Here is a 23,128-nt window from a genome sequence, read left to right as displayed (position 1 = left end):
ATCAACGAAAACATCCTTGCTACTAAAAAAGGTTTAGAACAAGACAATCAAGCTGTTAAAGAATCAGTTCAAACCGTATCAGTTGTAGAAGGTGGTAATTTAACAGCAAGAATTACTGCTAATCCAAGAAACCCACAACTTATTGAACTTAAAAATGTTCTAAATAAACTTCTTGATGTTTTACAAGCTAGAGTAGGTTCTGATATGAATGTTATTCATAAAATATTTGAAGAATACAAAAGCTTAGATTTTAGAAATAAAATCTCTAATGCTTCAGGAAGTGTTGAATTAACTACTAATGCTTTAGGCGATGAAATAGTTAAAATGCTAAAACAAAGTTCAGACTTTGCTAATGCTTTAGCTAATGAAAGTGGAAAATTACAAACTGCTGTTCAAAGCTTAACCACTTCTTCAAATTCTCAAGCTCAATCTTTAGAAGAAACTGCAGCAGCTTTAGAAGAGATCACTTCTTCTATGCAAAATGTTTCAGTTAAAACTAGTGATGTTATCACTCAATCTGAAGAGATTAAAAATGTTACAGGTATTATAGGAGATATTGCAGATCAAATTAATCTTCTAGCTTTAAATGCAGCTATTGAAGCTGCACGTGCTGGAGAACATGGTAGAGGCTTTGCTGTTGTGGCTGATGAAGTTAGAAAACTAGCTGAGAGAACTCAAAAGTCTTTATCTGAAATAGAAGCTAATACTAATTTACTTGTTCAATCTATCAATGATATGGCAGAAAGTATTAAAGAACAAACTGCAGGTATTACTCAAATCAATGATAGCGTAGCACAAATTGATCAAACTACTAAAGATAATGTTGAAATTGCTAATGAATCAGCTATTATTTCTAGTACAGTAAGTGATATAGCTAATAATATCTTAGAAGATGTTAAGAAGAAGAGGTTTTAACCTTAGATAACTAGCTAAAAAGCTAGTTATCTCTAAATTTACTTATTGATTTAAAATTTGATTTTTACTCTTACATAAATTCTGCCAATTTGAAACACTTTTGATTTCAAGACATTGTTTTAAACTTTCTTTTTCAGCTTGTATATTTTGCATTCTTTCATAAGTTAAAGCTTGGATATATAAAGCTCTTGCTCTATCTTCATCTGAAAGTTTTAATTTAAGCAAATCTGTTAAAACAGCTAAACTTTCTTCATTTTTATTGATTTTAGCCAAAGCATCAAGATACATAAATTCTAAATTAGGACTAAAAAGATTTATACCTTTAAAATTTTGATAGTCAATGGCCTTAGGTGCGTAAGTTAAAATAGTTGTTTGCATATTATGATCATTAGCATAAGAAAGTAAAGCATCATAGACTTCTACCATACTAAAATTCATTGGAAAACTTTCTAAAATTTGCAAAATTTTAATGGCTTGATTGTAGTCATTTAAACGCAACAAAGACAAAAATTGCAAATAATAAGCCTTAAAATTCTCATCATCGCTTTTTAAAATTCTAGAATTAGCTATATCTTTAGAAATTTTAATCACCTGAGGATATTGTTTATTATCAAAAAGAATAGATGCTTTTTGAAGACCATAAAATATAGAATCTTCGCTATAATTTTTATTTATATAATCAAGTGCTTGTTCAACATTAGAAGTTCTGATAAGACAAGCTAACATTTGTTTTTTATTATCAATTTTCTGACCTATATCATAAGCGCTAAAACGCATAAAAATATTTGCAGCATTGATACAATTATCAGCTTTTATCGCATTTTTTAAATCATTAACAGCTGCTTTCTCTAAAAATTGAGTAGCATTTGGAATTTTTTTACTTTCTATAAGATTTTTATAAGCTAAAATCGCACTAAAATTTCCCTCTTTATAATAAAGTGCAACATCTTCATCTAAAGCTTTATTTGCAATATTCTCATCTTTATTTGCATATTGCTTCATTAAATCTGTATAACGCTGATGCAAAAAGCTTGCATTATTATCACCTAAAGCAAAGAATACCTCATCACTTGCTTTTTTGATTTCATCTAAATACCTACCATCTAAATAATCATCCATATACAAATCAAGGTATTTTTTAGCATCACTAGATCTGTTAGTATGTGATAAAACTAAGGCTAAATCTTTTAAAGTTTCTTCATAACTTGGATCAAGTTTGGACATTTTAGCAAAGGCATCTTCATAAATACTTGCACTTATATCAAATTGTCCTTTTTGATTAAATAATTTAGCAAGTTCTAAAGATCTTGGAATATCTTTTCCAAAATATTCAGGATTGGCTTTTAAAATAGTGTTAATATACTCTATAGCTTTATTTACTTGCCCATTTGAAAGCAAATTCTTTGCCAAACTCATAGCTGCTCTTGCAGCTAAATCTAAATTTTTTGTATTAAAATAAGTATTTTCATAAATATTTACAGCTTTTTCTTTTTCATTTAAATTATAAATATAGTCTGCATAATCAAGTTTTGATAACTGAGTAAAATAATTATTAGGTTGTTCATTATCCAAAATCGACATTGTATATTCCACATCAGCACGCTGGGCTAAAGCGATATAAGTTCTTAACATTATATGTAAAACTTCTGAAAAATTTTTATCACTTGTAAAAGTACGCGTCCAATTTTTAGCATCATCAATCATCTTTTCTAAAATTTGTTGATCACGCATGCTTGGATCTTGGGTGTAAAGTTTATTTTGAGCTCTTAATTTATATAGTATAAATTCACTAATAAAAATACTACCACGATATCTATTGATAGCATTTTGCGCATCAATAGCAACCTGACTATAATTAGCCTTATCGTATTCTTTTTTGATGCGTAAATAAGTATTAATATCTGCACTTTGAGGGATAATAACAGGATCAGAATTTAAATCCAAAGCTCCAACATAAGGCAAGCTCTCGTGTGGAAAATTGATATTAAAATCAAGTCCATCATAGTCTTTAATAGGTGCTAGCTCTGGTGCAAAAATAAAAGTAAAAGCCTTACTTTTATGCGAACTTGATGAACTAAGTTCTTTATCTATATAAATATTTTGAGAAGTGTCAAACATTCTTGCTTGTATTTTTGGCAAAATGATCATTTTAATTTTTTGAGCTTCTTGTATAAATTTTAAATCAAAAGCAGAAAAACTCTGATCTTTTAATTTATTATCAACCATACCTGCAATATCACATTCAAAATGAACTTTTGATTCGGTAATAAATTTTTGACATGTAAATTCTAAATCATTACTCGCATGTAAAACTGCAAAAGCTTGATTATTTTCGCGACCCGTGTTTAAAACAAGCTCAAAAGCAAAAGCATTTAAAAAACTTAATAAAATTAAAAATAATATTCTCATAAAATAATTATAGCAAAACTCTTATAACATTAACAATATAGCAAAAGTGCTTATACAAACACAAAAAGCTAAAATAAAATTTTGTATAAAACTAAACTTAATATTATGAACCCTATCATTTTTCATAAATAAAGCATGAATTAAAATCTTTAAATACGCATAAAGCATAATAACAGAAGATAAAGCCACAAAAAGTGCCAAATACCAATATCCATTTAAAATTGCTGTATTTAAAATCATAAATTTACCCCAAAATACTCCAAAAGGCGGGACACCTGCTAAAGAAAGCACACTAATGCTCAAACAAAAAGCAATTAAAGGTTTTTTAACCAAAAGTCCATTTAAACTCTCATAAGAATTATTCTCATAATTGCTTAAAATCATAAATACAGCATAATTTGCAAAAGCAAATAAAGTCCAATATCCAAAAATAGCAAGCAAAATTCCATCAAAATTTTGTTCTTTTAGTAAAGGAATACAAGCCACCAAAACCAAAGAAGAATGCACTACAGAACTATAAGCAAACATTTTTTTGATATTGTTTTGACTTAGAGCCGCAAAAGCACCTATAAGCATAGAAAAAATCGCTAGAACTATTATGATATATTCAAAACCTGTATTATTTAAAAAATCAAACAAACGAATAACCACACCCAACATGGCAACTTTTGGCACAACTGAAATAAAAGCAACCAAATTTGTATGTGCTGCATAATACACATCTTTAAGCCAAAAATGAAAAGGTGCCAAAGAAAGCTTGATTGCACAAAGAACAAAAATCATCACTCCAGCACCCAAAAGCATGGGATCTTTTTGAAACTCATTTTTTAACGCTAAATTAGCAGATAAATCTAAAGTTCCTGTTTTTAAATAAATAAAAGCTACAGCCATAACAAAAAACCCAGCTCCTACAGCCGCTACACTAAAGTATTTTATCGCACTTGAAATAGCATTATCACTTCCACGCATTGCTATTAAAGTATAAAGTGCTAAAGAAGAACTTTCAAGTCCTATAAAAATAAGTACTAAATTTGAGCTTGAAACCATCAAAAGCAAAGATGCAATCACAAATAAAAATAAAGCATAAAATTCACCCTGATTTTCTTCTTTTTGCATTAAAAGATATAAAAATGAAAAACACAAAATCACCAAAGAAGCATAAAATGAAACAATATCATTATTTAAAGTAGCCAAAAAAGCTTTTGCTTCTAAACCTTGAGCATTTGCATTATTTAAAATCAAAAAAGCACTTACAATTAAAGATAAAGAACTTATGCCAATATAAAACGATCGATGAAATTTCCAAAAACCAGAGCAAAGCAAAAGAACTATTGCAGTTGTAATTAAAAATAAAAATGGATAAGATAAGCTTATATTTAAAAGTTCTAAATTTAAAAAATTATTTAACATTTGCCTCTCCTATTTTAGATAAAAAATCTAAAGTATTTTGCTCCACAGCTCTAATATTCATTGTTTTTATAAGATTATCCACATCTTTTTGTATCGGCTTTAAAAGTATATTTGGCATAAGCCCTAGTCCAAAAATCATTACTACAATACACACAAGCGCTACTATTTCTCTAAAGCGTAAAGAAAAACTCTCTATAAAGCTTTGTTTTTGCATGAAAAATATTTTTCTAAATACTGCAAACATATAAATCGCTCCTAAAATAATCACCAAACCTGCCAATAAAGCGTAAAATAAATTAATCTTTGCTATACCTAAAAGAATTAAAAACTCTCCCACAAAAGAAACAGTTAAAGGCAAAGAAACACTCGCAAGTAAAATTAGCATAAAGAAAATTGAAAATAAAGGTGCTTTTTTAGCCAAAGAATGGTAAAAAGAAATATCATAAGTATGATATCTTTGGTGTAAAAGTTCAACCATTAAAAATAAAGCTCCCGTTACAATACCGTGTGCAAACATATAAAAAACCGCACCACTAATACCCAAAGCATTTAAAGAAAAAATTCCCAAAATCATCACACCAAGATGTGAAATAGAACTATAAGCGATCAATTCTTTAATATTTTCTGCTCTATAAGCAATTAAAGCATTATAAACGATACTCACTATGCATAAAGCTACAATTAAAGGCATAAAATACACACTCGCATCTGGAAAAAGTGGTAAACAAAAAAGTAAAAATCCAAAAGGAGCCATTTTAAAAACTACAAGCATTACAGAAACAAGCACAGGCGAATTTGCATAAACCTTAGGTGCCCAAGTATGAAGTGGAAATAAAGGAGCTTTGATAGCAAAAGCGATAAAAAATGCTCCAAAAAGTAAAAGTTGCTCTGTGAAATTTACTGCCGAGGCATTATTTTTCCAAATTTCTAAGTCAAAAGTGAAGATGTTTAAAAGTTGATAATTTAAATAAGCTTGATAAATCAATGCCACAAGCATTAAAATTGAACCCACAAAAGCATAGATAAAAAATTTCACCCCTGCTCTAAAATCTTTACTATAAACTCCCATAATATAAAGCAAAGGCAAAAGAGAAAATTCCCAAAAAACATAAAATAACAAACCATCTTTTGCGCTAAAAAGTCCCATAATGGAAAATTCTAAAAAGAATATACAAGATACAAGTGCTTTTTGTTCCAGCTTTAAAAATAAAAAGCTTAAAAATATCATCAAAGAACTTAAAAGCATCAACACAAGTGCAATACTGTCTACTCCTACATGAAAGCTAAAAAATTTCAAAATTTTAAAAGAGAGATTATAATCAAAGCTTGCCCCTTGTAAAAAATCCGCAAAAATATCCAAATTTAAAGCCAAAATTATAAAACTTACAACAACGCTAAAAACCTTAACGCCTCCGCGATTTAAAAGCAAAACCACAAAAGCAGAAATTAAAGGAAAAAATATCAAATAATTTAGCATTTTACACCATCCATACCAAAATCAACAAAATCACAAAAGCTGCCACCAAAAATCTAAGCATTAAGTTTAAGCTGTTTGGCATAATCATTTTTTGTGAAATAATTTGAGAATACAAAGCAATTTTTTCAACTATTCTATCAAAAATATAAAGATCACAATGCTTTAAAATCGCACATAAACTTTCATATTTTGAAACAATAAATTGATGATAGAATTTAGGAATAAAATAATCATTACTTAAAAGTTTGTGAATTTTATTTTCTTCAATACTTTCTTTAAACCAAGAATTTTTATAAGCAAAAATAGCCAAAATTACACCCAAAATAGCTGCTACACTCGCACAAATCATTACAATTTGATTTTGTGCATCAATAAAAACTAATTTTGTGCTTAAATATTCAAAAAAACTATGTTCAAAAAATCCTGCAATAATAGCTAAAACCATCAAAGGACTCATAGCTAAAAGTGCGATTTTACTTGCTTCATGTGGATGTTCATCATGTCTTGCAGGGGTAAAAAATACCAACATTAAAAGTCTAAAGCTATAAAATGCTGTTAAAAAAGCTGCGATTAAAAGCACCAAAAAAATACCATGGTGAAAAGAAATGAAAGAATATCCTAAAATCAAATCTTTAGAGAAAAATCCTGCAAAAGGATAAATTCCTGCTAAAGCTAAAGATCCTATACACATCAAAATAGCTGTAAATTTTAAAGGTTTAAAAAGTCCACCCATTTTTTTAATGTCTAATTTATCATTCATAGCATGCATTACATTTCCAGCACCTAAAAAAAGTAAAGATTTAAAAAAAGCATGTGTAGCTAAGTGAAATAAAGCTATACCATAAGCCCCAAGTCCTGCAGCTACAAACATATATCCAAGTTGCGATAAGGTAGAATAAGCAATAATGCGTTTTAAATCCCTAGCCACCAAAGCCATAGAGGCTGCAAAAATCGCTACAAAAGCTCCAAGTAAGGCAATAATATAAGAAACCTCAGGAACTAAATCATAAAGCGTGCTCGCACGAATTACCAAATAAACCCCCGCTGTTACCATGGTTGCTGCATGGATTAATGCAGAAACAGGAGTTGGCCCTGCCATAGCATCAGCAAGCCAAGTGTGAAAAGGAAATTGTGCAGATTTTCCCATAGCCCCTATAAATAAACAAGTTGCGATTAGGATCAAAGCGTTGCGATCTAGGCTTTGTGCCATGGAAAAAACTTCATCATATTTTAAAGTTCCTGCTTGTAAATAAAGCCAAAAAATTCCTAAAAGCATACCCAAATCCGCAATACGATTCATAATAAAGGCTTCATTAGCCGCAAAAGAATAAGTATCATTTTTATACCAAAAACCTATAAGCAACCAAGAGCAAAGCCCAACGCCTTCCCAACCTACAAAAAGTCCTAAGAAATTATCGCTCATAACTAAAAAAAGCATAGAAAAGACAAAAAGTCCTAAATAAGCAAAAAATTTATTAAAACCTTCATCATGAGCCATATAAAAAATACTATAAAAATGCACACAAGTAGCTACAATACCTACAACACTCATCATAGTAAGCGAAATGGCATCTATATCAAAGCCAAAATTTACTCCAGCAAACCATTCAAACAAACTCACATTAAAAGCTTCATTGCAAAAAAGCAAATACAAAGAACAAAAAGCACTCAAAGCTATTAGAAGTGAGCAAATTATCCCTACAAATTGTTTTTTCTCACTCAAAGCAAAACAACTTGCAAACAAAAAAGCTATAAAAGGACTAAAAAGAGAAATCAAAGCCAAATTTTGCATACTAAGCCTCCACTTCTTTTAAGCTTTTTAATTCCAAAGTGCCTTTTCTTCTATACCAAAGCACACACAAAGCTACACCAACAGCTACTTCACAAGCCGCTACACCCATGATAAAAAGTGCAAAAACCTGTCCATTTAAATCATTGTGCATTTTAGAAGCTGCTACCAAAGCTAAATTAGCACTATTTAATAAAATTTCACTCGAAATAAAAAGCATAATGAGATTTTGTCTTTTTAAAATCCCTACAAGCCCTATGACAAACATTAAAATAGCTATAAAAAAATACTTTTCTATCATTGTTTTTCCTTTGCCAGCTCTTTATGAGTAAGTACTATAGCACAAACTAAAGCAATCAAAAGTAAAATGGCTATGAATTCAAAAGCCAAAAGATATTTTGAAAAAATCGCTAAAGCCAGTTGTTTATTAAAATCAAACAAAGCAGGATCATTTAAAGACAAATCCGTGCTGATATTTTGGTATTTAAAACCTATAAGCATGGCCAAAAGTAAAATCGCACTTAAAACTACCAAAGTAAAAAAACTTTTTTTAGCTTTAAGTTGTTCTTTAAATTCTTTAGAAGCATCAAAAAACATCATCGCGAAACTATAAAGTCCAAGCACAGCTCCACTATAAACAATAATTTGTATCACGCCTAAAAACTCTGCATCAAGTAAAAAATAAAATCCCGATAAAAACACCATTCCACCCGCTAAAGCCGAAAGAGAATAAAGCATATTTTTACTTAAAACCGCAATGCCAAAAAAGCCTAAAACCACTACACTAAAAAATACAAAGGCTAAATTTTCTATCATTTATTTTCTCCTTGCTCTTGTGTATTTTGATTTTCTAAGGCTCTTTCAATCATCACATCGTAATAACTTGGTGTTTTTACCACCAATAAATCAGCATCTTTTCTAAGGCTTCCTGCTCCTTCAAATTCAACTTGATTTTTAAGCTTATCAATAGGAGTTAAAAAATCTTGCTTATAGCCAAAATAAGACCTTTGCTCGGCTGCATTTTCATACTCTGTCCCATGTACTATAGCAAGTTCTGGGCAAACCTCAGCGCAAAAACCACAATAAATACAACGCCCTAAATTAATACTATAATTTCCTATTTTTTTACGCCCATTTTCATCTAAAGAAGTTTCCATTCTAATACAATTGCTAATGCAAATTTTTTCGCAAAGCCCACAACCTATACATCTTTCATTTTCGCTTTCTATAAAACGCATCAAACGATGAACAGCACGGTAACGATTGTCAAGCTTTACCTTTTCAAAAGGATATTTAATCGTAGCGCTATTATTTCTCTTAAGTAATTCTCTCATCATCACAACAAGCCCTACAAAAAGCTCTAGTTTAACGCTTCTACGCAAAGCTTGTGAAATTTTCTCCCAAGTGCTAACAGGAGTTTTTCTTTTCTCATCCACTAAATAATAATTTTTCATATCAAACTCCTATAAAAGAACTGCCAAAGCAGTGATTAAAAGGTTTAAAACCGCTAAAGGGATTAAGATCAAATAGCACATTTTCATCACTTGATCTGGACGCAATTGCGGAAAAGCAGCTCTTGCCCAAAAATACCAAAAGAAAATAAAACTTGATTTTACTATCATCATAATCCAACCAGGAATAATCCAAAAGCTATTAAAACCCCCTAAAAACAAAAGAGTTACCAAAATAGCTCCAGCTATCATAGAAGCATATTCACCTATAAAAAACATACCCCATCTTAAACCCGAATACTCCGTTCCATAACCCGCTACAATTTCAGCATCATTTTCCGTCAAACAAAGCGGAGTTCTATTGGTCTCTATAAATAAAGCAATTATAAAAAGCACAAAAGCCAAGGGCTGTTTAAAAATAAGCCAAGAAAAAAATCCATCACTTTGATAATTGTTAATATCCACCAAAGAAAAAGAACCTACAAGCATTACAATAGCAATCAAAGCCAAAGCTCCTACGCTTTCATAGGAAATAATCGCTACAAGCCCTCTTGCAGCCCCTAAAATCGACCATTTATTATTACTTGCAAGTCCACCCAAAAACACCGCATAAAAGCAAAGTCCTGAAGTGCCGATGACAAAAAGCAAAGCTACATTGATATCTGCCACTATAGGCTGAATCACCCTTCCAAATAAAGTAAATTCAGGTAGCATAGGAATAGCCGCTAAAGAAACAAAAGCACAAATAGCAGAAATCAAAGGTGCTATAGCAAAAATAAATTTTTGCGAATTTGAAGGGATTATATCTTCTTTAGTAAAAAGTTTTATCATATCAGCTACAAGTTGAATAAGCCCAAAAGGCCCTACCATATCAGGCCCTATGCGTCTTTGAAAATAAGCTAAAACTTTTCTTTCAGCATAAGTTGCAAGACCTGCTAAACTCGCAAATATTGCAATGACAATAATACATTTAATCAAAGCCTCTAAAGCAAAAAAAGCAAAATCACTCATGGTTTGTTCCTAATTTTTCTAAATTCGCCACAACAAATCTTTCATCAAAAAAGCTTAGCGTGTCAAGTTTTTCATCAAAATACGGTAAGAAAGCTCCATTTTTTATATCCTTATCCACACGCACACTAAGGCTTAATTCTTTATCTTTTATTTTAAGTTTTACAAGATCTTTATCTTTTAAATTTTTCTCTTTAGCTAAATTTTCACTTACACCTAAAAAAATCACCTCATTAATCGCACTAGCACGATTTGAAAATCTACCAAATTGATAGCTAGGATTAGCACTATAAAGCAAAATTTCATCTTCTTTTGGGTTTAAATTTTCAAAATTTGGAGAGATGAATTCTTTTTTAGCAACTTGTTTAAAACATTCTAAATTAAGCTCATATCCCCTTTTACAATCGCCTGCATTGGTATAAAAATTGTCTAAATGATCAAAATCAATCGGAGAAAAACCTTTATTTATAGGGAGTCTCTTAGTATAATTTATGGTATATTCCTCATCAAAACCTAAAGCATTAGCTAAATCATTTAAAAAATATCCCTTAAATTCTAAAGCAGCGTTAGTTGGCACCACTCTTTTATCGTAATTTAAAAAAGTTCCTTCTTGCTGATTTAAACTCGCACTAGCTAAATTTGCATGCTCTTCATAAGAAAAACTAAAATCACCTTTTTCATTATAACCTAAAGTCTTGCCTTCTTGTGTGTTTTTATCCAAATCGCAAATCATGGCCACACCTAAGGTATTGGTATGCGTAGGATTTAAAAAGACTTTAAAAGGAGTGGTATTTTGGATCAAAGCAAGTAATTTAGCAAGTTTTTTCGCATTTTTATGAAAATAAAAATCACTCCCTATAACAAGAGTAAAATTTGCTTTTTTAAGCAATAAATCTTCTAATTTATCTTCATCTATGCCTAAATTTTTAGCAAAAATAGAGCGTTGCACTTCTATGATTTTTTTCACTTTCTTAGGCACGACTTTTTTTACTTCTTTTTGAATTTCATTGCCTTCTTCATCTTTTTCTATGACTTGTTCTACAACTTCTTCGTTGATACTTTCTTCTATTTCTTTATTTTCACTAACAAAAAACTCTGCTAAATGAGTTTTGATACCTTCATCTTGGCTAAATTTTTGAAGTAAAAAATATAAAATTTGCTCTTCATCGCCACTTTTATGAATGTGTGAGATAAAATTTTTAGAATATTTTGCTATACCCATATCTTCCATAGGATGAAAATAAAGCCCTGAGCCTTTATTCATCACTAAAGCATTATTGATTTTATAGCTAAGCGTTGGAGCATCATATCTTAAAAGCATTCCAGCCACAACCAAAAAATCACTTTTTGTTATATCTTGAGTATTAGCACTATAAAACTCACCAGAATTAGCGATAAATTCTTGTAAAAATTCTTTAAATTTCAAAGCTTCTTCATTGATCAAAGAAAGATTAAATTTCTTTTTTAAATTTTGTAAAATCAAAGCTTCTTCATTGGTAATAAAACTATTAAATTTAATGTTTTTAATTTCATTTTTCTCAAAAAGCTCCACAAGTTCTTTAAAGGCTTTTTCATCTTTATCCGCCTCATTTTGCGTATCAAAAGCAAATCTTGCAGCCTTATTTAAACTCGCGAAGGCAAAATCATTACTCACACGATAAATTTTTTCTTTTTGATTGCTAATGCCACTTTGCTTAATATCATAATACATCAACTCACAATCGCTTGAATGCGGATTTGAAGCAGGGATTCTTTTAAGTTCCCAAATATTTGAAGTGTATTGAAATTTCGAACCTATCAAAGCTCCTGTTGGACACACGCTTGTACATTCTCCACAAAATGAACAATCAAGCGTATCGCCATTTGCAGGGCCTATCAAACTTTTTTGAAATTTAGTCCAAATCGCATAAGCATCTTTTCCCATGCTCTCTTTAAAGCTATTATCCACACTATCTCCGCCACGAGGAACAGTCTTTAAAGCACTTTCGCCGATTTTATCCTTACAAACTGTAATGCAGCGCTCACATACTATGCAAAGTGCGGGATCGTAATTAATCATTCCCCAATGTTTATGCGGTTTATGCGTGTCTTTAATCCAATGTTTTTGAACATTTACACGGCTTTTATGAGTGAAATTTTGCAATTCACACTCGCCTGATTTATCGCAAACCCCACATTCTAAAGGATGATTGATACAATAAGCTTGCATGATCTCATTTCTTTCATCCCAAAGATTTTGCAAATCACTTTCTACAACCATACCCTCTTTTGCTTTAGTATTGCAAGAATATACCTTTTTACCATCAGCTTCAACCATACACATACGACAAGCCAAAGTAGGACTACAGCCTGAAAGATAGCAAATCGCTGGGATAAAAATATCATTTCTTCTTGCTATATTTAAAATATATTCGCCTTCTTCAAAGGCGCAATCTATACCATTAATCTTAACTGTCATTTTGCTTCCTTTATGCGAATTGGAGTAAAATCAAAACCATTGTTTTCATAATTTAAAAAAGCTATAGTGCCTTGTAAATTTTCATCTAAACAAAGCTTGGTTTTAAGACTAAAATCTTTAGCCAAAATTTCAACTTCACTTTGATCTTTGCATTTTGCAATTTGTAAAAATTGCTTTGAACAATGTAAATTTTTATCTTGTAAATTGGCTCTAAAAAGCACTAAACCATCATAATTATCAAGTTCTTTTAGGGTGTTTAATTTTGCCTTTTTAAAATCACATTCTTCTTCATCGCTATCTAAAATCTTTAATTCATATTTTGCACTTAAGAAATTCAAAAAATATTTGATATTTTCGCTATCTTTATAAGAATGGATATTTTTATCTATAATTAAATACTTAGCCTCTTTTAAAAAAGCAAGCACTTCACCTGCTTCTTCCTCTCCAAAGCAAGATTCAGCACTTAAATATCCCTCATCTAAATCGCAAAAATGCCCTTCATCGCTTAATTTACAAAGCAAGGCTAAAACAAAACTCAAACTTGCAATTTCGCATTTGTAAAATTTAGCTTTTAAGTTTTTATCTTCCAAACAAGAAATATTAATGCTATTTACACCTATTTTTTCACATAAATTTTTGTTTTTAAGGCTTGACATATCTAAAAAACAAAGAGCATTATCATAAATCATACCCTCTCCTTTTTTATAACAATAGTCCAATCCACTTGATTAAATTTCAAAGAATTTAAAAGCTCACAGCCTTGTTCTTTTACAAAAGAAAAACTTTTTTCAACAGGAGAAAAATCGCCGATTTCAAAAAGCACCACTAAAACCTCGCCTTGTTTTGCTTCTTTTATGATTTGTGCTAAATCTTCAAAAAGCTCTTTGCTTTTTCTTAAATCTACTCTTCTCATCGATCTATCTCACCTAAAACTATATTTACATTACCCATAATGGCTACAACATCAGCTAAATAAGTACCTACAAGCATTTCTTCAAAAAACGCACAATGCCAATAACTAGGCGTTCTAGCCTTTAAACGATAAGGTCTTCCTGTACCATCGCTATGGATAAAAAAGCCAAGCTCACCTTTTGGACTTTCAGTAGGCACATAAACTTCGCCTTTAGGAGGTTTTAAACCTTGAGTAATTAAAACAAAATGCTGCATTAAGGAATAATTCTGCGTTAAAATTTGTTCCTTTGAAGCACTTACATACTCAGGATGCGTAGCTAAAATTTCAGGCGGAGTATCTTTATAAAGCATGGCGCATTGTCTAAGGATTTTCAAACTTTCACGAAATTCTTGCATATAAACTTTATATCTTGCATAAGAATCCCCTTGCGTAGCATAAGGCACACCAAATTCGACTTCATTATAAAGCAAATAAGGCTCTTCTTTGCGTATATCGTATTTTATACCGCTTCCTCTTAACATCACACCCGTACAACCCCAATTTAAGGCTTGTTCTTTGGTAACCACACCTACATTTTCAGTTCTTAAACGCCAAATTCTATTATCATCTAAAAGATCTTCATAATCTTTTAAATCATTTGGAAATTTATCGCAAAATGCAAGCATTTCTTCTAAATAACCCTCAGGTAAATCAAGCATAACCCCGCCTATTCTCATAGAAGAATGCGTAAGCCTTGCACCGCAATACTTTTCTATCAAATCCAAAACATATTCACGTTCTCTAAAGCAGTATAAAAACACACTCATCGCACCAATATCAAGCGCATGAGTGGCAAGCCAAAGTAAATGTGATGCAATGCGGTTTAATTCTAAAAGTATCATGCGTATCACTGCTGCACGGCGTGGAATCTCTAAACCACAAAGCTTTTCAACCGCTGCACAATAAGCATAATTATTCGCTGAAGCGGCGATATAATCCATTCTATCAGTAGTAGGAATAAATTCTTGATAAATCATATTTTCAGCCATTTTTTCCATACCACGATGCATATAACCTATACAAGGACGCGCTTTTACAACTTGCTCTCCATCAAGTTCTAAAATAAGACGTAAATTTCCATGTGCTGAAGGGTGTTGAGGGCCTAAATTGATAATCATTTTTGAGTCTTCTTGCTCAAAAGCTATATTTTCATAATAAGGTTTTAACTTGCTAGGAATTTGCATTTTAACGCCTTTTCTCTAAAATTTTTGCTTCATCACGTTTTACTTTTTTTACAAAAGCTACGCCTTCATCTTCTTGATATTCTTGTTTAAAGGAAACTTCCTTCTTTTGACCACCTTTTGGCACTTCATGATAAAGTCTTGCAAAATTTAGCGTATCTTTATCATCAACAAAACCAGGATCTCTTTGTTCTTCGCCCACTACTTCACGATATTCTTTGCCAAAAATTTTATCAATCTCATACCATCTTGCAAACTCATCGCCCTTTAAAGGATAAGTTTTTAAAAGCGGATGCCCAAACCAATCATCAGGCATTAAAATGCGTTTTAAATTGGGATGATTTATGATGAAAATTCCAAACATGTCATAAATTTCTCTCTCACTCCAATTTGCTCCTTTAAAAATATGAGCCACGCTTTGTAAACGCTCTTTTACACCTACAAAAGTTTTTATTCTCACTCTTAATTTTTTTTCTAAATTTAAAAGCTGATAAAACACTTCAAAACCATTTTTATCTGCTATAAAATCAATAGCACTTGCCTCTGTAAAACTTAAATACCCTAAAGTTTTAAGCATTTGCAAGGTTTTAATATTGTCTTCTTTTTTAATTTCTATTACCCAAAAATCAAGCTCTACAAAGGAATTTAAAATTTCTACTTGAGTTTTTAAAACTTCAAAATCATCTTTAAAAACACTTTCATTAACATCAGATTTTACAGTGTGTGGCGCGTGATAAAATCTATCTTTGTAATAATTTTGAGTTTGAGCATTTTTTTTATCGCTATACTTTCTCATTATACCAACCTTTTAGGTGCGATTTTACGACTTGCTTTTTCTTTGCGAATCTTTTTTTGCAAAATCATCAAAGCAAACTGAAAACTTTCTGGACGTGGAGCACAGCCTGGCACATAAATATCTACAGGTATAATTCTATCCACTCCTTGAACCGTAGAATAAGTATTAAACATACCGCCTGTATTGGCACAACTTCCCATAGAAATCACCCATTTAGGATCAGGCATTTGATCGTAAAGTCTTCTTGTAAATTCAGCATGCTTTTTACATAAAGTTCCTGCGATAATCATCACTTCACTATGGCGTGGTGAAGCTCTAAAAATCGTTCCAAATCTATCAAAATCATATCTTGAACCCCCAGCCGCCATCATCTCAATCGCACAACAGGCAAGTCCATAAGATAAAGCCCATAAAGAATTACTCCTGCCCCATTGAACTAGTTTATCAACACTAGTTAAAACTACGGGCAAACCACTTGCATAATTTACTTGATGCTCTGCCATGCAAACGCTCCTTTTTTATAAGCATATAAAAATCCAACTCCTAAAAGTACGATAAAAACAAAAACTTCTAAAAGCCCAAACCAACCTAAATCTTTAAAAATCAAAGCCCAAGGAAATAAAAACACAACTTCTATATCCAAAAGTATGAAGATTAAGGCGATGATGAAAAATTGAGAGTTAATCTTGTTAGCTTGTTTAACAGGAATAGGACCACATTCATAAATTCCAAGTCCTAATTTTTTGCGATTTTTTGCGGCAAAATTATTACCAATTTTTGAAGCTAAAAAAACCAGTCCAAAAAAAATAACACTAGCAAGTACTAGCATTAAAAAAATACCAAAATAAGGATGCGAAGCATCTATATGAGACATTTATTCTCCTTTTTTAAAGCACTTTAATCACTCCACAACAAAAATTAAATTTACACTTTTCTTTATTTTACTCTAAACTTTCTATATTGAAACTTATATTAAAAAATATTTTTTAAAGTTTTAATTTTTTATGATTAAATTTATAAAAAAGATCACTTTGATGGGTTATAAATATATAAGAAATATTATTTTTTTGCTGATAGTAATATAAAAAAGTTAAAATTTCTTTAGAAGTTTTAATATCAAGCGCTGAAGTAATTTCATCTAAAATCAACAATTTAGGATTTAAAACCAAAGCACGGATAAGACCTACGCGTGTGGCTTCTCCTCCGCTTAACTCATAGGGTTTTTGTTCTAAAATTTGTTTTTTTAGACTAAAAAAATCAAAAAATTCTAAAATCAAATCATCATTCTTTTGTAAATTAAAATTTTCCAAACCATCTTGTATAAGATTTTTGATTTTTTTATAAGGGTTTAAAGCCATTTTTTGATCTTGAAAGCAATACTGAATTTGCTTTCTTAAAAGTCTCTGTTTGTTTTTATCAAGCTTGTGTAAGTTAAGATTTTCATACCATACCTCACCCTCGCTTGGATCTTCTAAAAAACAAAGAATTCTAGCTAATGTACTTTTACCTGCACCACTTTTACCTAAAATTATTAAATTGTCATTTTTATTTAAAGAAAAATTGATATTATCAAAAATAATATGTCTTTCTTTTTTTAAATACCAATGCTTTTTAAGCTCATAAAACTTACTTAAATTACAAACTTTAAGCATTATAATACCTTAAAAACTCATCTAAGCTATATAAATTTGAACTATTTTTTTCTAGCATAAGAATTTCATCTGCTAAAGAATTTACCAAATTTAAATCATGAGTGATACAAACTAAGGCTGTGTTATTTTTTAATTCTTCTAAAATCGATATAATCTTAGAAGCGTTTTCTTTATCCAAAGAAGCTGTGGTTTCATCACAAATTAAAATTTGGGGTTGATTTAATAATGCCAAAGCTAGACTCACCCTTCTTGCCATACCCAAACTTAATTCATTAGCATAAGAATGCCACAAACGATCAAGATTTTCAAATCCTAATTTTTGAAAATAAGAAAAAGCGTAATCTTTTCTTTCTTTTTGTTTTAATTTTGTATGAGTTTTTAAAACAAGATGACATAAATTTCCAATATCCAAATAAGGATAAAGACTAAGCTCTGCATCTTGCAAAACAAGTGCCACCTTAGAACGAAAATCTCTAAGCTCTTCTTTGTTAAAATTAAAAATACAAGAATTATGAAAACTTAATTCATCAAAACTTATTGTGAAATTAGAATCTAAAAGTCTTACCAAAGCTTTTCCTAGCAAACTTTTACCCATTCCACTTTGTCCTAGTATCATTAAAGTTTTGCCTGTTTTTATATCTAAATTAATATCCTTAAGCAATAAATTATTCTTCAAACTGATATTTAAATTTCTTACCTTCAAGATCTTATACCCCAAATTTTTTGTAAAAAATTACCCAACCATAAAAGAGGTAAAAACAACAAAAGCAAGCTTAAAAGTGGAAAAAGTATCATCCACCAAGCACCTATAAAAACTGCTTTTGAAGACTCACTCAAAAGAGTACCTAAAGTTGGAATTTCAAATCCTAAGCCCAGTCCAAAAAAACTCAAAGTAGCTTCTGTGGCTATAGCATGAACAATATTAAATATAAAAAGTGTAAAAATCAGTGTTTTTAAAGCAGGTATTAAATCTTTAAAAAAAGCTCTAAATTTAGTTCTTCCAAGCACTATATTTGCTTTGTAAAAATCTAAATTTTCAAGTCTTTTTAATTCACTTTCTATAATTCTTGCTATGAAACACCAATGAATTAATGCGATTAAAAAAATCATCAAAAACACATCAGAAGTTATCATACTTTGAAAAAACATCATAAGTAAAAAAGCAGGCAAGGCTAAAAAAAACTCTAAAATACGCATCCAAAAAATATAAAAAAAACATCGTGCTAAAAACAAATAACACAAAGCAAAGATAATAGACAATAAAGATCCACCAACACCTATGATCAAAGAATTTCTCAAAGCAAAAAGCAAACGAGAAAACAAATCCCTGCCTAAAAAATCAGTCCCTAAAATATAAGTAAAATTAGGAGCTTGATGCAAATTTTCTAAATGAGTGCTTAAAATATCAAAAGGAGCCAAAAAAGGTGCAAACAAGGCACATAAAAATAAAAAAATTAAAGGCACAAGTATGATAAGAAATTTAAACAAAATCAAGCCTTCTTAATCTAGGATTTAAAATCCTAGCTACAATATCACTTAAAAATGTAAAAAATGCTGCAAGTAAAACACTAAAAAATATAAGTGCAAGTACAACAGGATAATCTTTAAAAATAATACTTTTAAAAAGTAAAGACCCAAGCCCCTCGTAAGCAAAGACACTTTCTACCACATAAGTTCCCATCATAAAACTTAAAGCACTTCCCCCAAAATAAGCTACAATAGGACTTAAAGAATATTTCAAAACTAAAAAATAAATATCTTTCTCCCTTAAAGCTCTAGCGTATAAATTTTGAATAAAAATTTGAGAAAAACTTTCATTGATAAAATTTCTAGCAATCCTTAAAAATAACGCCAAATGTGATAAAACGAGCACCAAAACAGGTAAAATCAAATGCTCTAAACGATTTAAAAAATCATCTTCAAAGCCTATATCACTACTTCCCATAACAGGCAAAATTTTCCAAAAAATTCCAAAAATTAAAACAAACAATAAAGCCAAAACAAAAGGAGGTAAAGCAAAAAAATTAAAAGCTAAAAAAGTGATGATTTTATCTATAAAACTTTCTTTATAGTAATATCCTAAAAGTGCCAAAAAAACACTGAGTAAAAATAAAAGCATTAAGGCACTAAAACCCAAAATAAAAGTATTAAAAATTCTTTCTTTTATAAGCTTTAAAACACTTTCTCCACTTAAAAAAGAAACTCCTAAATCTCCTTTTAAAGCCTTAAAAAGCCAAATTTTATACTGCTCTAGCAAAGACTTATCAAGCCCTAAATTTTGTTCTATTCTTTGAACAAATTCTTTACTTTGTGAATTAACTCCATTAGCATAAGCTATACTGCCTTTACTAAAATGAAGTAAAACAAAACATAAAAAAGTGCTAAAAAATGCTACGACAAGACTAAAAACTAAGCGTTTTAGCACTATTTACTCCACTCATAAACATTCCAAGTAAAACCCACTCCATGATGACCTAAAGTCCTTGCTTTGATACCTTTTAAATCTTTATTATAAACTAAAGCAAAATCAAGATAGGCTAAAAAGATAAAAGGAGGATTTTCATACAAAGCATCTATAAAATCTTTATAATATTTTTTTCTCTCTTCCAAATTTGAAGTATTTCTTGCTTGTTGCAAGGCTATATCCACTTTTTTATCATGATAATGTCCAAAATTCCAACCCTCATCATTTAAAGCACTATCTTGCGAACTTTCAAATACCCTAAAAGTGTGAAAATCAGGATCTAAAGGACTTCCCCAGCCTATTAAAAAGCTATCTACTTTAGAATAATCAAAACTTCCAGCAGGTTTAGCCACCACCTTGCTTACAACTCCTATTTTTTTAAATTCGCTTTGCAAAATTCCAGCCAAACTTACCCTTAAAGGATCATTACTCATCGCCCAAATTTCAAATTCTAAAATTTTCCCATCTTTTTCAAAATTTCCATCTTTATTTTTCTTAAAACCTGCACTTACAAGTAAATCCTCGGCTTTTTTAGGATCATATTTGTAAATTTTAAAATTCTTAGGATTTGCCCAAGAACGCTCTAAAGGATGATTGGCTACAAAAGCATAATCATGCAAAAGATTTTTTACTATACTTTCTTTATCAACTGCGTAATTTAAAGCTTGTCTTACTTTTAAATCTTTTAAAAATTCATTATCAAAATTAAACATTAAAGCCCGATAATCAGCCGATTTTTCACGTAAAATTCCAAAATTTTCATCATTTTTAAAAATATTTAGCAAAGAAACATCGATTAAAGCTGTGTCTATCTTGCCATTTTTAAGCTCAGCACTAGCTATAGAAGGATCAAAAATGTGTTTTATAATAAGTCTTGGAGTTTTTACCTTATCAAGATAAAAATGTTCATTAGCTTTAAATTCAACATATTCACCTTTTTTCCATTTTACAAATTTATAAGGACCTGTACCTATAGGATTTTGATTAAAAGAGCTTGTGTTTAAATTCTCATTTTCAAGCAAATGCTTAGGAAGCATTCCTATGCTTAAAGCATCTAAAAATGCAGGATAAGGTTTAAAAAGTGTGATTTTTACATGAGAAGGATTTAAAATTTCCACACTTTTAATGTCTTCAAAATTGACATAAACAGAAGAATTGTTTTTAGGATTTTTAAAGGTTTCTATACTAAATTTCACATCATCAGCACTAAATTTGACTCCATCATGCCATAAAACATCGTCTCTTAAAAAAATATCATAAATAAGCCCATCTTTACTAACATCCCAAGACTTAGCCAAATCAGGTTTTAAACTCATATTTTCATCAAAACGCGTAAGCCCTGAAAATACAAGATTAATCACTGCATCATGATCCTCACTATAAGCAGGATTTATCCTTGTGATTTCATTTTCAACTGCTATAATAAGCATATCTTTTTGGGTTTTTGCTTCTAAATTTATAAACAATAACAATACAAAAATTAAAAATCTCAACATAAATAAACCTTTTCATTTAATAATTTGTAAAATTATAAAACAAAAAAACTCAACTCGCAAGCCTATACGGGGGATAAAATTATATTTTAGTTATAAATTTCTATTTAAATACTATTTTAATAAATTTCTATCACTATATTATTCAAATTTTTATTTTTTGAAGTTAAATTCATAAACGAAAAATCCATTATAAAGCCTATATTTAGGAGTTTTAAAGTCTTAATTTTAATTGAATAAAATTATTATTTGTATTATAATCGCAATAATTTTTATCACATAAATGTAAGGAGATAACATGGAACAAAATCGTAGAGATTTTTTAAAATGGAGTTCTTTGTTTGGCGGCTTAACCTTAAGCCCTATAAATCTAAGTGCAAATTTATTAAAAACTCCACCATTGATCAGCAAATGGGGCTGGATGTAATGTAAATTGTGGAACAAAATGTCCCGTAAAAGTACATTCTCAAGATGGAATTATTAAATAATCAGTACTGATAATGAAGGTGATGATAGCTTTGATAATCGTCAAGCAAGAGCCTGTATTAGAGGGCGTAGTTCAAGATATAAAGTTTACAACGCAAATCGCCTAAAAAGATCTTTAAAAAGAGTGGGAAAAAGGGGTGAAGGTAAATTTTTATGCCTATTTCTTGGAAACAAGCTTTTGATGAAATTTCTGCCAAAATGCAAGAAATTAAAGAAAAATACGGCAATGAAGCCTTTTATATAAATTATACAACAAGAACAATAATCAATCGCTGTACACAAGGTCCATGGGCTAGACTTTTAAATCTTTATGGTGATTATTTAAATTATCATAATTCTTATTCTACGGCTCAAATTTCAAATGCTATGAATTTTTTCTATGGAGGATCTCCTGCTAGCGATATATACACTTTACGCTCTGCAAAATTAGCTATATTTTTTAGAGCAAATCATGTTGAAACTAGAATGGGAGGTGGTGGAGTAGGCTATGCTTATCAAAAAGCCTTTAGCACCAGGAACCGATGCAGCTTTGATTGCTGTGCTAACTTATGTGATGATAAAAAGATTTACTTGATAGAACTTTTCTTGATAAATACACCATAAGCTTTAGCGAAAATACTCTGCCACAAGATACAACCAAAACTCAAGTTATGAAAGCTATGTTTTAGGACTAAACGATGGAGTAGAAAAAACTCCTGATTGGGCTAGCAAGATTATAAACCACATAGTTCAACTTGCAAGAGAAATTACCACCATAAAGCCTTGTTTTTTATTCACAGATGCCATTTATCGCGGAAAAGAAATGGCAGATATTAGCGATGGAGTACGTGGTAAAACACAATTAAAACAAAATATCAAATTTATTTAATACAGCAGGAAATTGCCTTACAAATCAGCACAGCACCATTAAATAAGTGCATGATATTTTAAACGATGAGAATTTGTGTAAGTGTATAGTAGAGATATTAATGTAACTAGAACTCCGTCAAATAACTGCGCAGATTATATCTTACCTGATGCAACTATGCTAGAGCAAGAAGATTTTATAAGACCTAGTGCAGAATATTATAGCAATAAGCCTTATATTATTTATTGTCAAAAAGCTATCGAGCCAGTTGGTGAAAAGTAAAACCTATTTATGAAATGTGTCTTGAACTTGCTAAAGACTTGGCATAGAAAAAGAATTT

General features: G+C 30.3%; 24 protein-coding genes. 4 read left to right on the top strand and 20 right to left on the bottom strand.

What is annotated here, in order from left to right; genetic code table 11:
* On the top strand, positions 1-915 hold a 915-nt coding region (locus AJ884_RS09540; RefSeq protein ID WP_002934477.1), incomplete at its 5' end, for a methyl-accepting chemotaxis protein.
* 42 nt (positions 916-957) lie between these two features.
* Here the strand turns inward: AJ884_RS09540 and AJ884_RS09535 are convergent.
* The 20 genes from AJ884_RS09535 to AJ884_RS09440 all read right to left on the bottom strand — a co-directional run bounded on the left by AJ884_RS09535 (position 958) and on the right by AJ884_RS09440 (position 21,458).
* The gene (locus AJ884_RS09535; RefSeq protein WP_070277928.1) at positions 958-3,324 is read right to left on the bottom strand and encodes a tetratricopeptide repeat protein; all 2,367 of its coding nucleotides are present in this window, start codon (positions 3,322-3,324) and stop codon (positions 958-960) included.
* Positions 3,325-3,345: 21 nt separating this feature from the next.
* Entirely contained in the window at positions 3,346-4,734 is a 1,389-nt protein-coding gene (locus AJ884_RS09530) for an NADH-quinone oxidoreductase subunit N (protein WP_044794378.1), read from the bottom strand.
* Positions 4,724-6,211: an NADH-quinone oxidoreductase subunit M gene (locus AJ884_RS09525; RefSeq protein ID WP_070277929.1), complete on the bottom strand. Its 1,488-nt coding sequence runs from the start codon at positions 6,209-6,211 to the stop codon at positions 4,724-4,726. Before AJ884_RS09525 ends, AJ884_RS09530 begins: the two co-directional genes overlap by 11 nt.
* A 1-nt stretch (position 6,212) precedes the next feature.
* Positions 6,213-8,003: an NADH-quinone oxidoreductase subunit L gene (gene nuoL, locus AJ884_RS09520; RefSeq protein WP_070277930.1), complete on the bottom strand. Its 1,791-nt coding sequence runs from the start codon at positions 8,001-8,003 to the stop codon at positions 6,213-6,215.
* A 1-nt stretch (position 8,004) separates the two neighbouring features.
* On the bottom strand, positions 8,005-8,301 hold the full coding sequence (nuoK, locus tag AJ884_RS09515; protein ID WP_002858466.1) for an NADH-quinone oxidoreductase subunit NuoK: 297 nt from the start codon (positions 8,299-8,301) through the stop codon (positions 8,005-8,007).
* On the bottom strand, positions 8,298-8,816 hold the full coding sequence (locus tag AJ884_RS09510; protein WP_070277931.1) for an NADH-quinone oxidoreductase subunit J: 519 nt from the start codon (positions 8,814-8,816) through the stop codon (positions 8,298-8,300). The genes nuoK and AJ884_RS09510 overlap by 4 nt, the downstream gene beginning before the upstream one ends.
* The gene (gene nuoI, locus AJ884_RS09505; RefSeq protein ID WP_070277932.1) at positions 8,813-9,454 is read right to left on the bottom strand and encodes an NADH-quinone oxidoreductase subunit NuoI; all 642 of its coding nucleotides are present in this window, start codon (positions 9,452-9,454) and stop codon (positions 8,813-8,815) included. Before nuoI ends, AJ884_RS09510 begins: the two co-directional genes overlap by 4 nt.
* A 9-nt stretch (positions 9,455-9,463) precedes the next feature.
* The gene (nuoH, locus tag AJ884_RS09500) at positions 9,464-10,462 is read right to left on the bottom strand and encodes an NADH-quinone oxidoreductase subunit NuoH (protein WP_002856570.1); all 999 of its coding nucleotides are present in this window, start codon (positions 10,460-10,462) and stop codon (positions 9,464-9,466) included.
* Positions 10,455-12,917 carry an NADH-quinone oxidoreductase subunit G gene (locus tag AJ884_RS09495; RefSeq protein ID WP_070277933.1) on the bottom strand — a complete coding sequence of 821 codons (2,463 nt, stop codon included), beginning with the start codon at positions 12,915-12,917 and terminating at the stop codon, positions 10,455-10,457. The genes nuoH and AJ884_RS09495 overlap by 8 nt, the downstream gene beginning before the upstream one ends.
* Positions 12,914-13,606, bottom strand: a complete 693-nt coding sequence (locus AJ884_RS09490; RefSeq protein ID WP_070277936.1) for an NADH dehydrogenase — start codon at positions 13,604-13,606, stop codon at positions 12,914-12,916. Before AJ884_RS09490 ends, AJ884_RS09495 begins: the two co-directional genes overlap by 4 nt.
* Positions 13,603-13,830, bottom strand: coding sequence for an NADH-ubiquinone oxidoreductase subunit E family protein (locus tag AJ884_RS09485; protein ID WP_002824979.1), 228 nt, complete (start codon positions 13,828-13,830; stop codon positions 13,603-13,605). The genes AJ884_RS09490 and AJ884_RS09485 overlap by 4 nt, the downstream gene beginning before the upstream one ends.
* Positions 13,827-15,053: an NADH dehydrogenase (quinone) subunit D gene (gene nuoD / locus AJ884_RS09480; RefSeq protein ID WP_070277938.1), complete on the bottom strand. Its 1,227-nt coding sequence runs from the start codon at positions 15,051-15,053 to the stop codon at positions 13,827-13,829. Before nuoD ends, AJ884_RS09485 begins: the two co-directional genes overlap by 4 nt.
* A gap of 1 nt (position 15,054) precedes the next feature.
* A complete protein-coding gene (locus tag AJ884_RS09475; RefSeq protein ID WP_074470063.1) occupies positions 15,055-15,849 on the bottom strand; it encodes an NADH-quinone oxidoreductase subunit C in 795 nt (264 codons plus the stop codon).
* A complete protein-coding gene (locus AJ884_RS09470) occupies positions 15,846-16,349 on the bottom strand; it encodes a NuoB/complex I 20 kDa subunit family protein (RefSeq protein WP_002777888.1) in 504 nt (167 codons plus the stop codon). Before AJ884_RS09470 ends, AJ884_RS09475 begins: the two co-directional genes overlap by 4 nt.
* The gene (locus AJ884_RS09465; RefSeq protein ID WP_002824972.1) at positions 16,331-16,720 is read right to left on the bottom strand and encodes an NAD(P)H-quinone oxidoreductase subunit 3; all 390 of its coding nucleotides are present in this window, start codon (positions 16,718-16,720) and stop codon (positions 16,331-16,333) included. Before AJ884_RS09465 ends, AJ884_RS09470 begins: the two co-directional genes overlap by 19 nt.
* Positions 16,721-16,832: 112 nt before the next feature.
* Positions 16,833-17,498 carry an ATP-binding cassette domain-containing protein gene (locus AJ884_RS09460; protein ID WP_070277944.1) on the bottom strand — a complete coding sequence of 222 codons (666 nt, stop codon included), beginning with the start codon at positions 17,496-17,498 and terminating at the stop codon, positions 16,833-16,835.
* Entirely contained in the window at positions 17,491-18,201 is a 711-nt protein-coding gene (locus AJ884_RS09455; protein ID WP_070277946.1) for an ATP-binding cassette domain-containing protein, read from the bottom strand. The genes AJ884_RS09460 and AJ884_RS09455 overlap by 8 nt, the downstream gene beginning before the upstream one ends.
* Entirely contained in the window at positions 18,198-18,992 is a 795-nt protein-coding gene (locus AJ884_RS09450) for an ABC transporter permease (RefSeq protein ID WP_074470062.1), read from the bottom strand. Before AJ884_RS09450 ends, AJ884_RS09455 begins: the two co-directional genes overlap by 4 nt.
* Complete coding sequence (locus tag AJ884_RS09445) at positions 18,979-19,923, bottom strand: ABC transporter permease (RefSeq protein ID WP_070277950.1); 945 nt, start codon at positions 19,921-19,923, stop codon at positions 18,979-18,981. Before AJ884_RS09445 ends, AJ884_RS09450 begins: the two co-directional genes overlap by 14 nt.
* Entirely contained in the window at positions 19,923-21,458 is a 1,536-nt protein-coding gene (locus AJ884_RS09440) for an ABC transporter substrate-binding protein (protein WP_070277952.1), read from the bottom strand. Before AJ884_RS09440 ends, AJ884_RS09445 begins: the two co-directional genes overlap by 1 nt.
* Positions 21,459-21,753: 295 nt before the next feature.
* Here AJ884_RS09440 and AJ884_RS10245 point away from each other — a divergent pair, with 295 nt between their 5' ends.
* The 3 genes from AJ884_RS10245 to AJ884_RS10235 all read left to right on the top strand — a co-directional run bounded on the left by AJ884_RS10245 (position 21,754) and on the right by AJ884_RS10235 (position 23,070).
* A complete protein-coding gene (locus AJ884_RS10245; RefSeq protein WP_257841576.1) occupies positions 21,754-21,882 on the top strand; it encodes a hypothetical protein in 129 nt (42 codons plus the stop codon).
* Between the two features lie 212 nt (positions 21,883-22,094).
* Positions 22,095-22,544, top strand: a complete 450-nt coding sequence (locus AJ884_RS10240) for a molybdopterin-dependent oxidoreductase (protein WP_070286654.1) — start codon at positions 22,095-22,097, stop codon at positions 22,542-22,544.
* Between the two features lie 346 nt (positions 22,545-22,890).
* On the top strand, positions 22,891-23,070 hold the full coding sequence (locus AJ884_RS10235; RefSeq protein ID WP_251817329.1) for a hypothetical protein: 180 nt from the start codon (positions 22,891-22,893) through the stop codon (positions 23,068-23,070).
* Positions 23,071-23,128 lie beyond the last annotated feature (58 nt).

Source organism: Campylobacter sp. BCW_6463 (assembly GCF_001762785.1).
Taxonomy (GTDB): Bacteria; Campylobacterota; Campylobacteria; order Campylobacterales; family Campylobacteraceae; genus Campylobacter_D; species Campylobacter_D jejuni.
The sequence above is the reverse complement of the archived record's forward strand: the minus strand, read 5'-3'. Positions and strand labels throughout refer to the sequence as shown.

What these genes read in the sequence shown, in the direction of transcription:
- nuoI (WP_070277932.1), bottom strand. Translation starts at nt 9,454, where the DNA reads ATGAAAAATTATTATTTAGTGGATGAGAAAAGAAAAACTCCTGTTAGC.
- AJ884_RS10245 (WP_257841576.1), top strand. Translation starts at nt 21,754, where the DNA reads ATGGAACAAAATCGTAGAGATTTTTTAAAATGGAGTTCTTTGTTTGGC.
- nuoK (WP_002858466.1), bottom strand. Translation starts at nt 8,301, where the DNA reads ATGATAGAAAAGTATTTTTTTATAGCTATTTTAATGTTTGTCATAGGG.
- nuoL (WP_070277930.1), bottom strand. Translation starts at nt 8,003, where the DNA reads ATGCAAAATTTGGCTTTGATTTCTCTTTTTAGTCCTTTTATAGCTTTT.
- AJ884_RS09510 (WP_070277931.1), bottom strand. Translation starts at nt 8,816, where the DNA reads ATGATAGAAAATTTAGCCTTTGTATTTTTTAGTGTAGTGGTTTTAGGC.
- AJ884_RS09490 (WP_070277936.1), bottom strand. Translation starts at nt 13,606, where the DNA reads ATGATTTATGATAATGCTCTTTGTTTTTTAGATATGTCAAGCCTTAAA.
- AJ884_RS09470 (WP_002777888.1), bottom strand. Translation starts at nt 16,349, where the DNA reads ATGGCAGAGCATCAAGTAAATTATGCAAGTGGTTTGCCCGTAGTTTTA.
- AJ884_RS09460 (WP_070277944.1), bottom strand. Translation starts at nt 17,498, where the DNA reads ATGCTTAAAGTTTGTAATTTAAGTAAGTTTTATGAGCTTAAAAAGCAT.
- AJ884_RS09440 (WP_070277952.1), bottom strand. Translation starts at nt 21,458, where the DNA reads ATGTTGAGATTTTTAATTTTTGTATTGTTATTGTTTATAAATTTAGAA.
- AJ884_RS09485 (WP_002824979.1), bottom strand. Translation starts at nt 13,830, where the DNA reads ATGAGAAGAGTAGATTTAAGAAAAAGCAAAGAGCTTTTTGAAGATTTA.
- nuoD (WP_070277938.1), bottom strand. Translation starts at nt 15,053, where the DNA reads ATGCAAATTCCTAGCAAGTTAAAACCTTATTATGAAAATATAGCTTTT.
- AJ884_RS09525 (WP_070277929.1), bottom strand. Translation starts at nt 6,211, where the DNA reads ATGCTAAATTATTTGATATTTTTTCCTTTAATTTCTGCTTTTGTGGTT.
- AJ884_RS10240 (WP_070286654.1), top strand. Translation starts at nt 22,095, where the DNA reads ATGCCTATTTCTTGGAAACAAGCTTTTGATGAAATTTCTGCCAAAATG.
- nuoH (WP_002856570.1), bottom strand. Translation starts at nt 10,462, where the DNA reads ATGAGTGATTTTGCTTTTTTTGCTTTAGAGGCTTTGATTAAATGTATT.
- AJ884_RS09535 (WP_070277928.1), bottom strand. Translation starts at nt 3,324, where the DNA reads ATGAGAATATTATTTTTAATTTTATTAAGTTTTTTAAATGCTTTTGCT.
- AJ884_RS09495 (WP_070277933.1), bottom strand. Translation starts at nt 12,917, where the DNA reads ATGACAGTTAAGATTAATGGTATAGATTGCGCCTTTGAAGAAGGCGAA.
- AJ884_RS09530 (WP_044794378.1), bottom strand. Translation starts at nt 4,734, where the DNA reads ATGTTAAATAATTTTTTAAATTTAGAACTTTTAAATATAAGCTTATCT.
- AJ884_RS09465 (WP_002824972.1), bottom strand. Translation starts at nt 16,720, where the DNA reads ATGTCTCATATAGATGCTTCGCATCCTTATTTTGGTATTTTTTTAATG.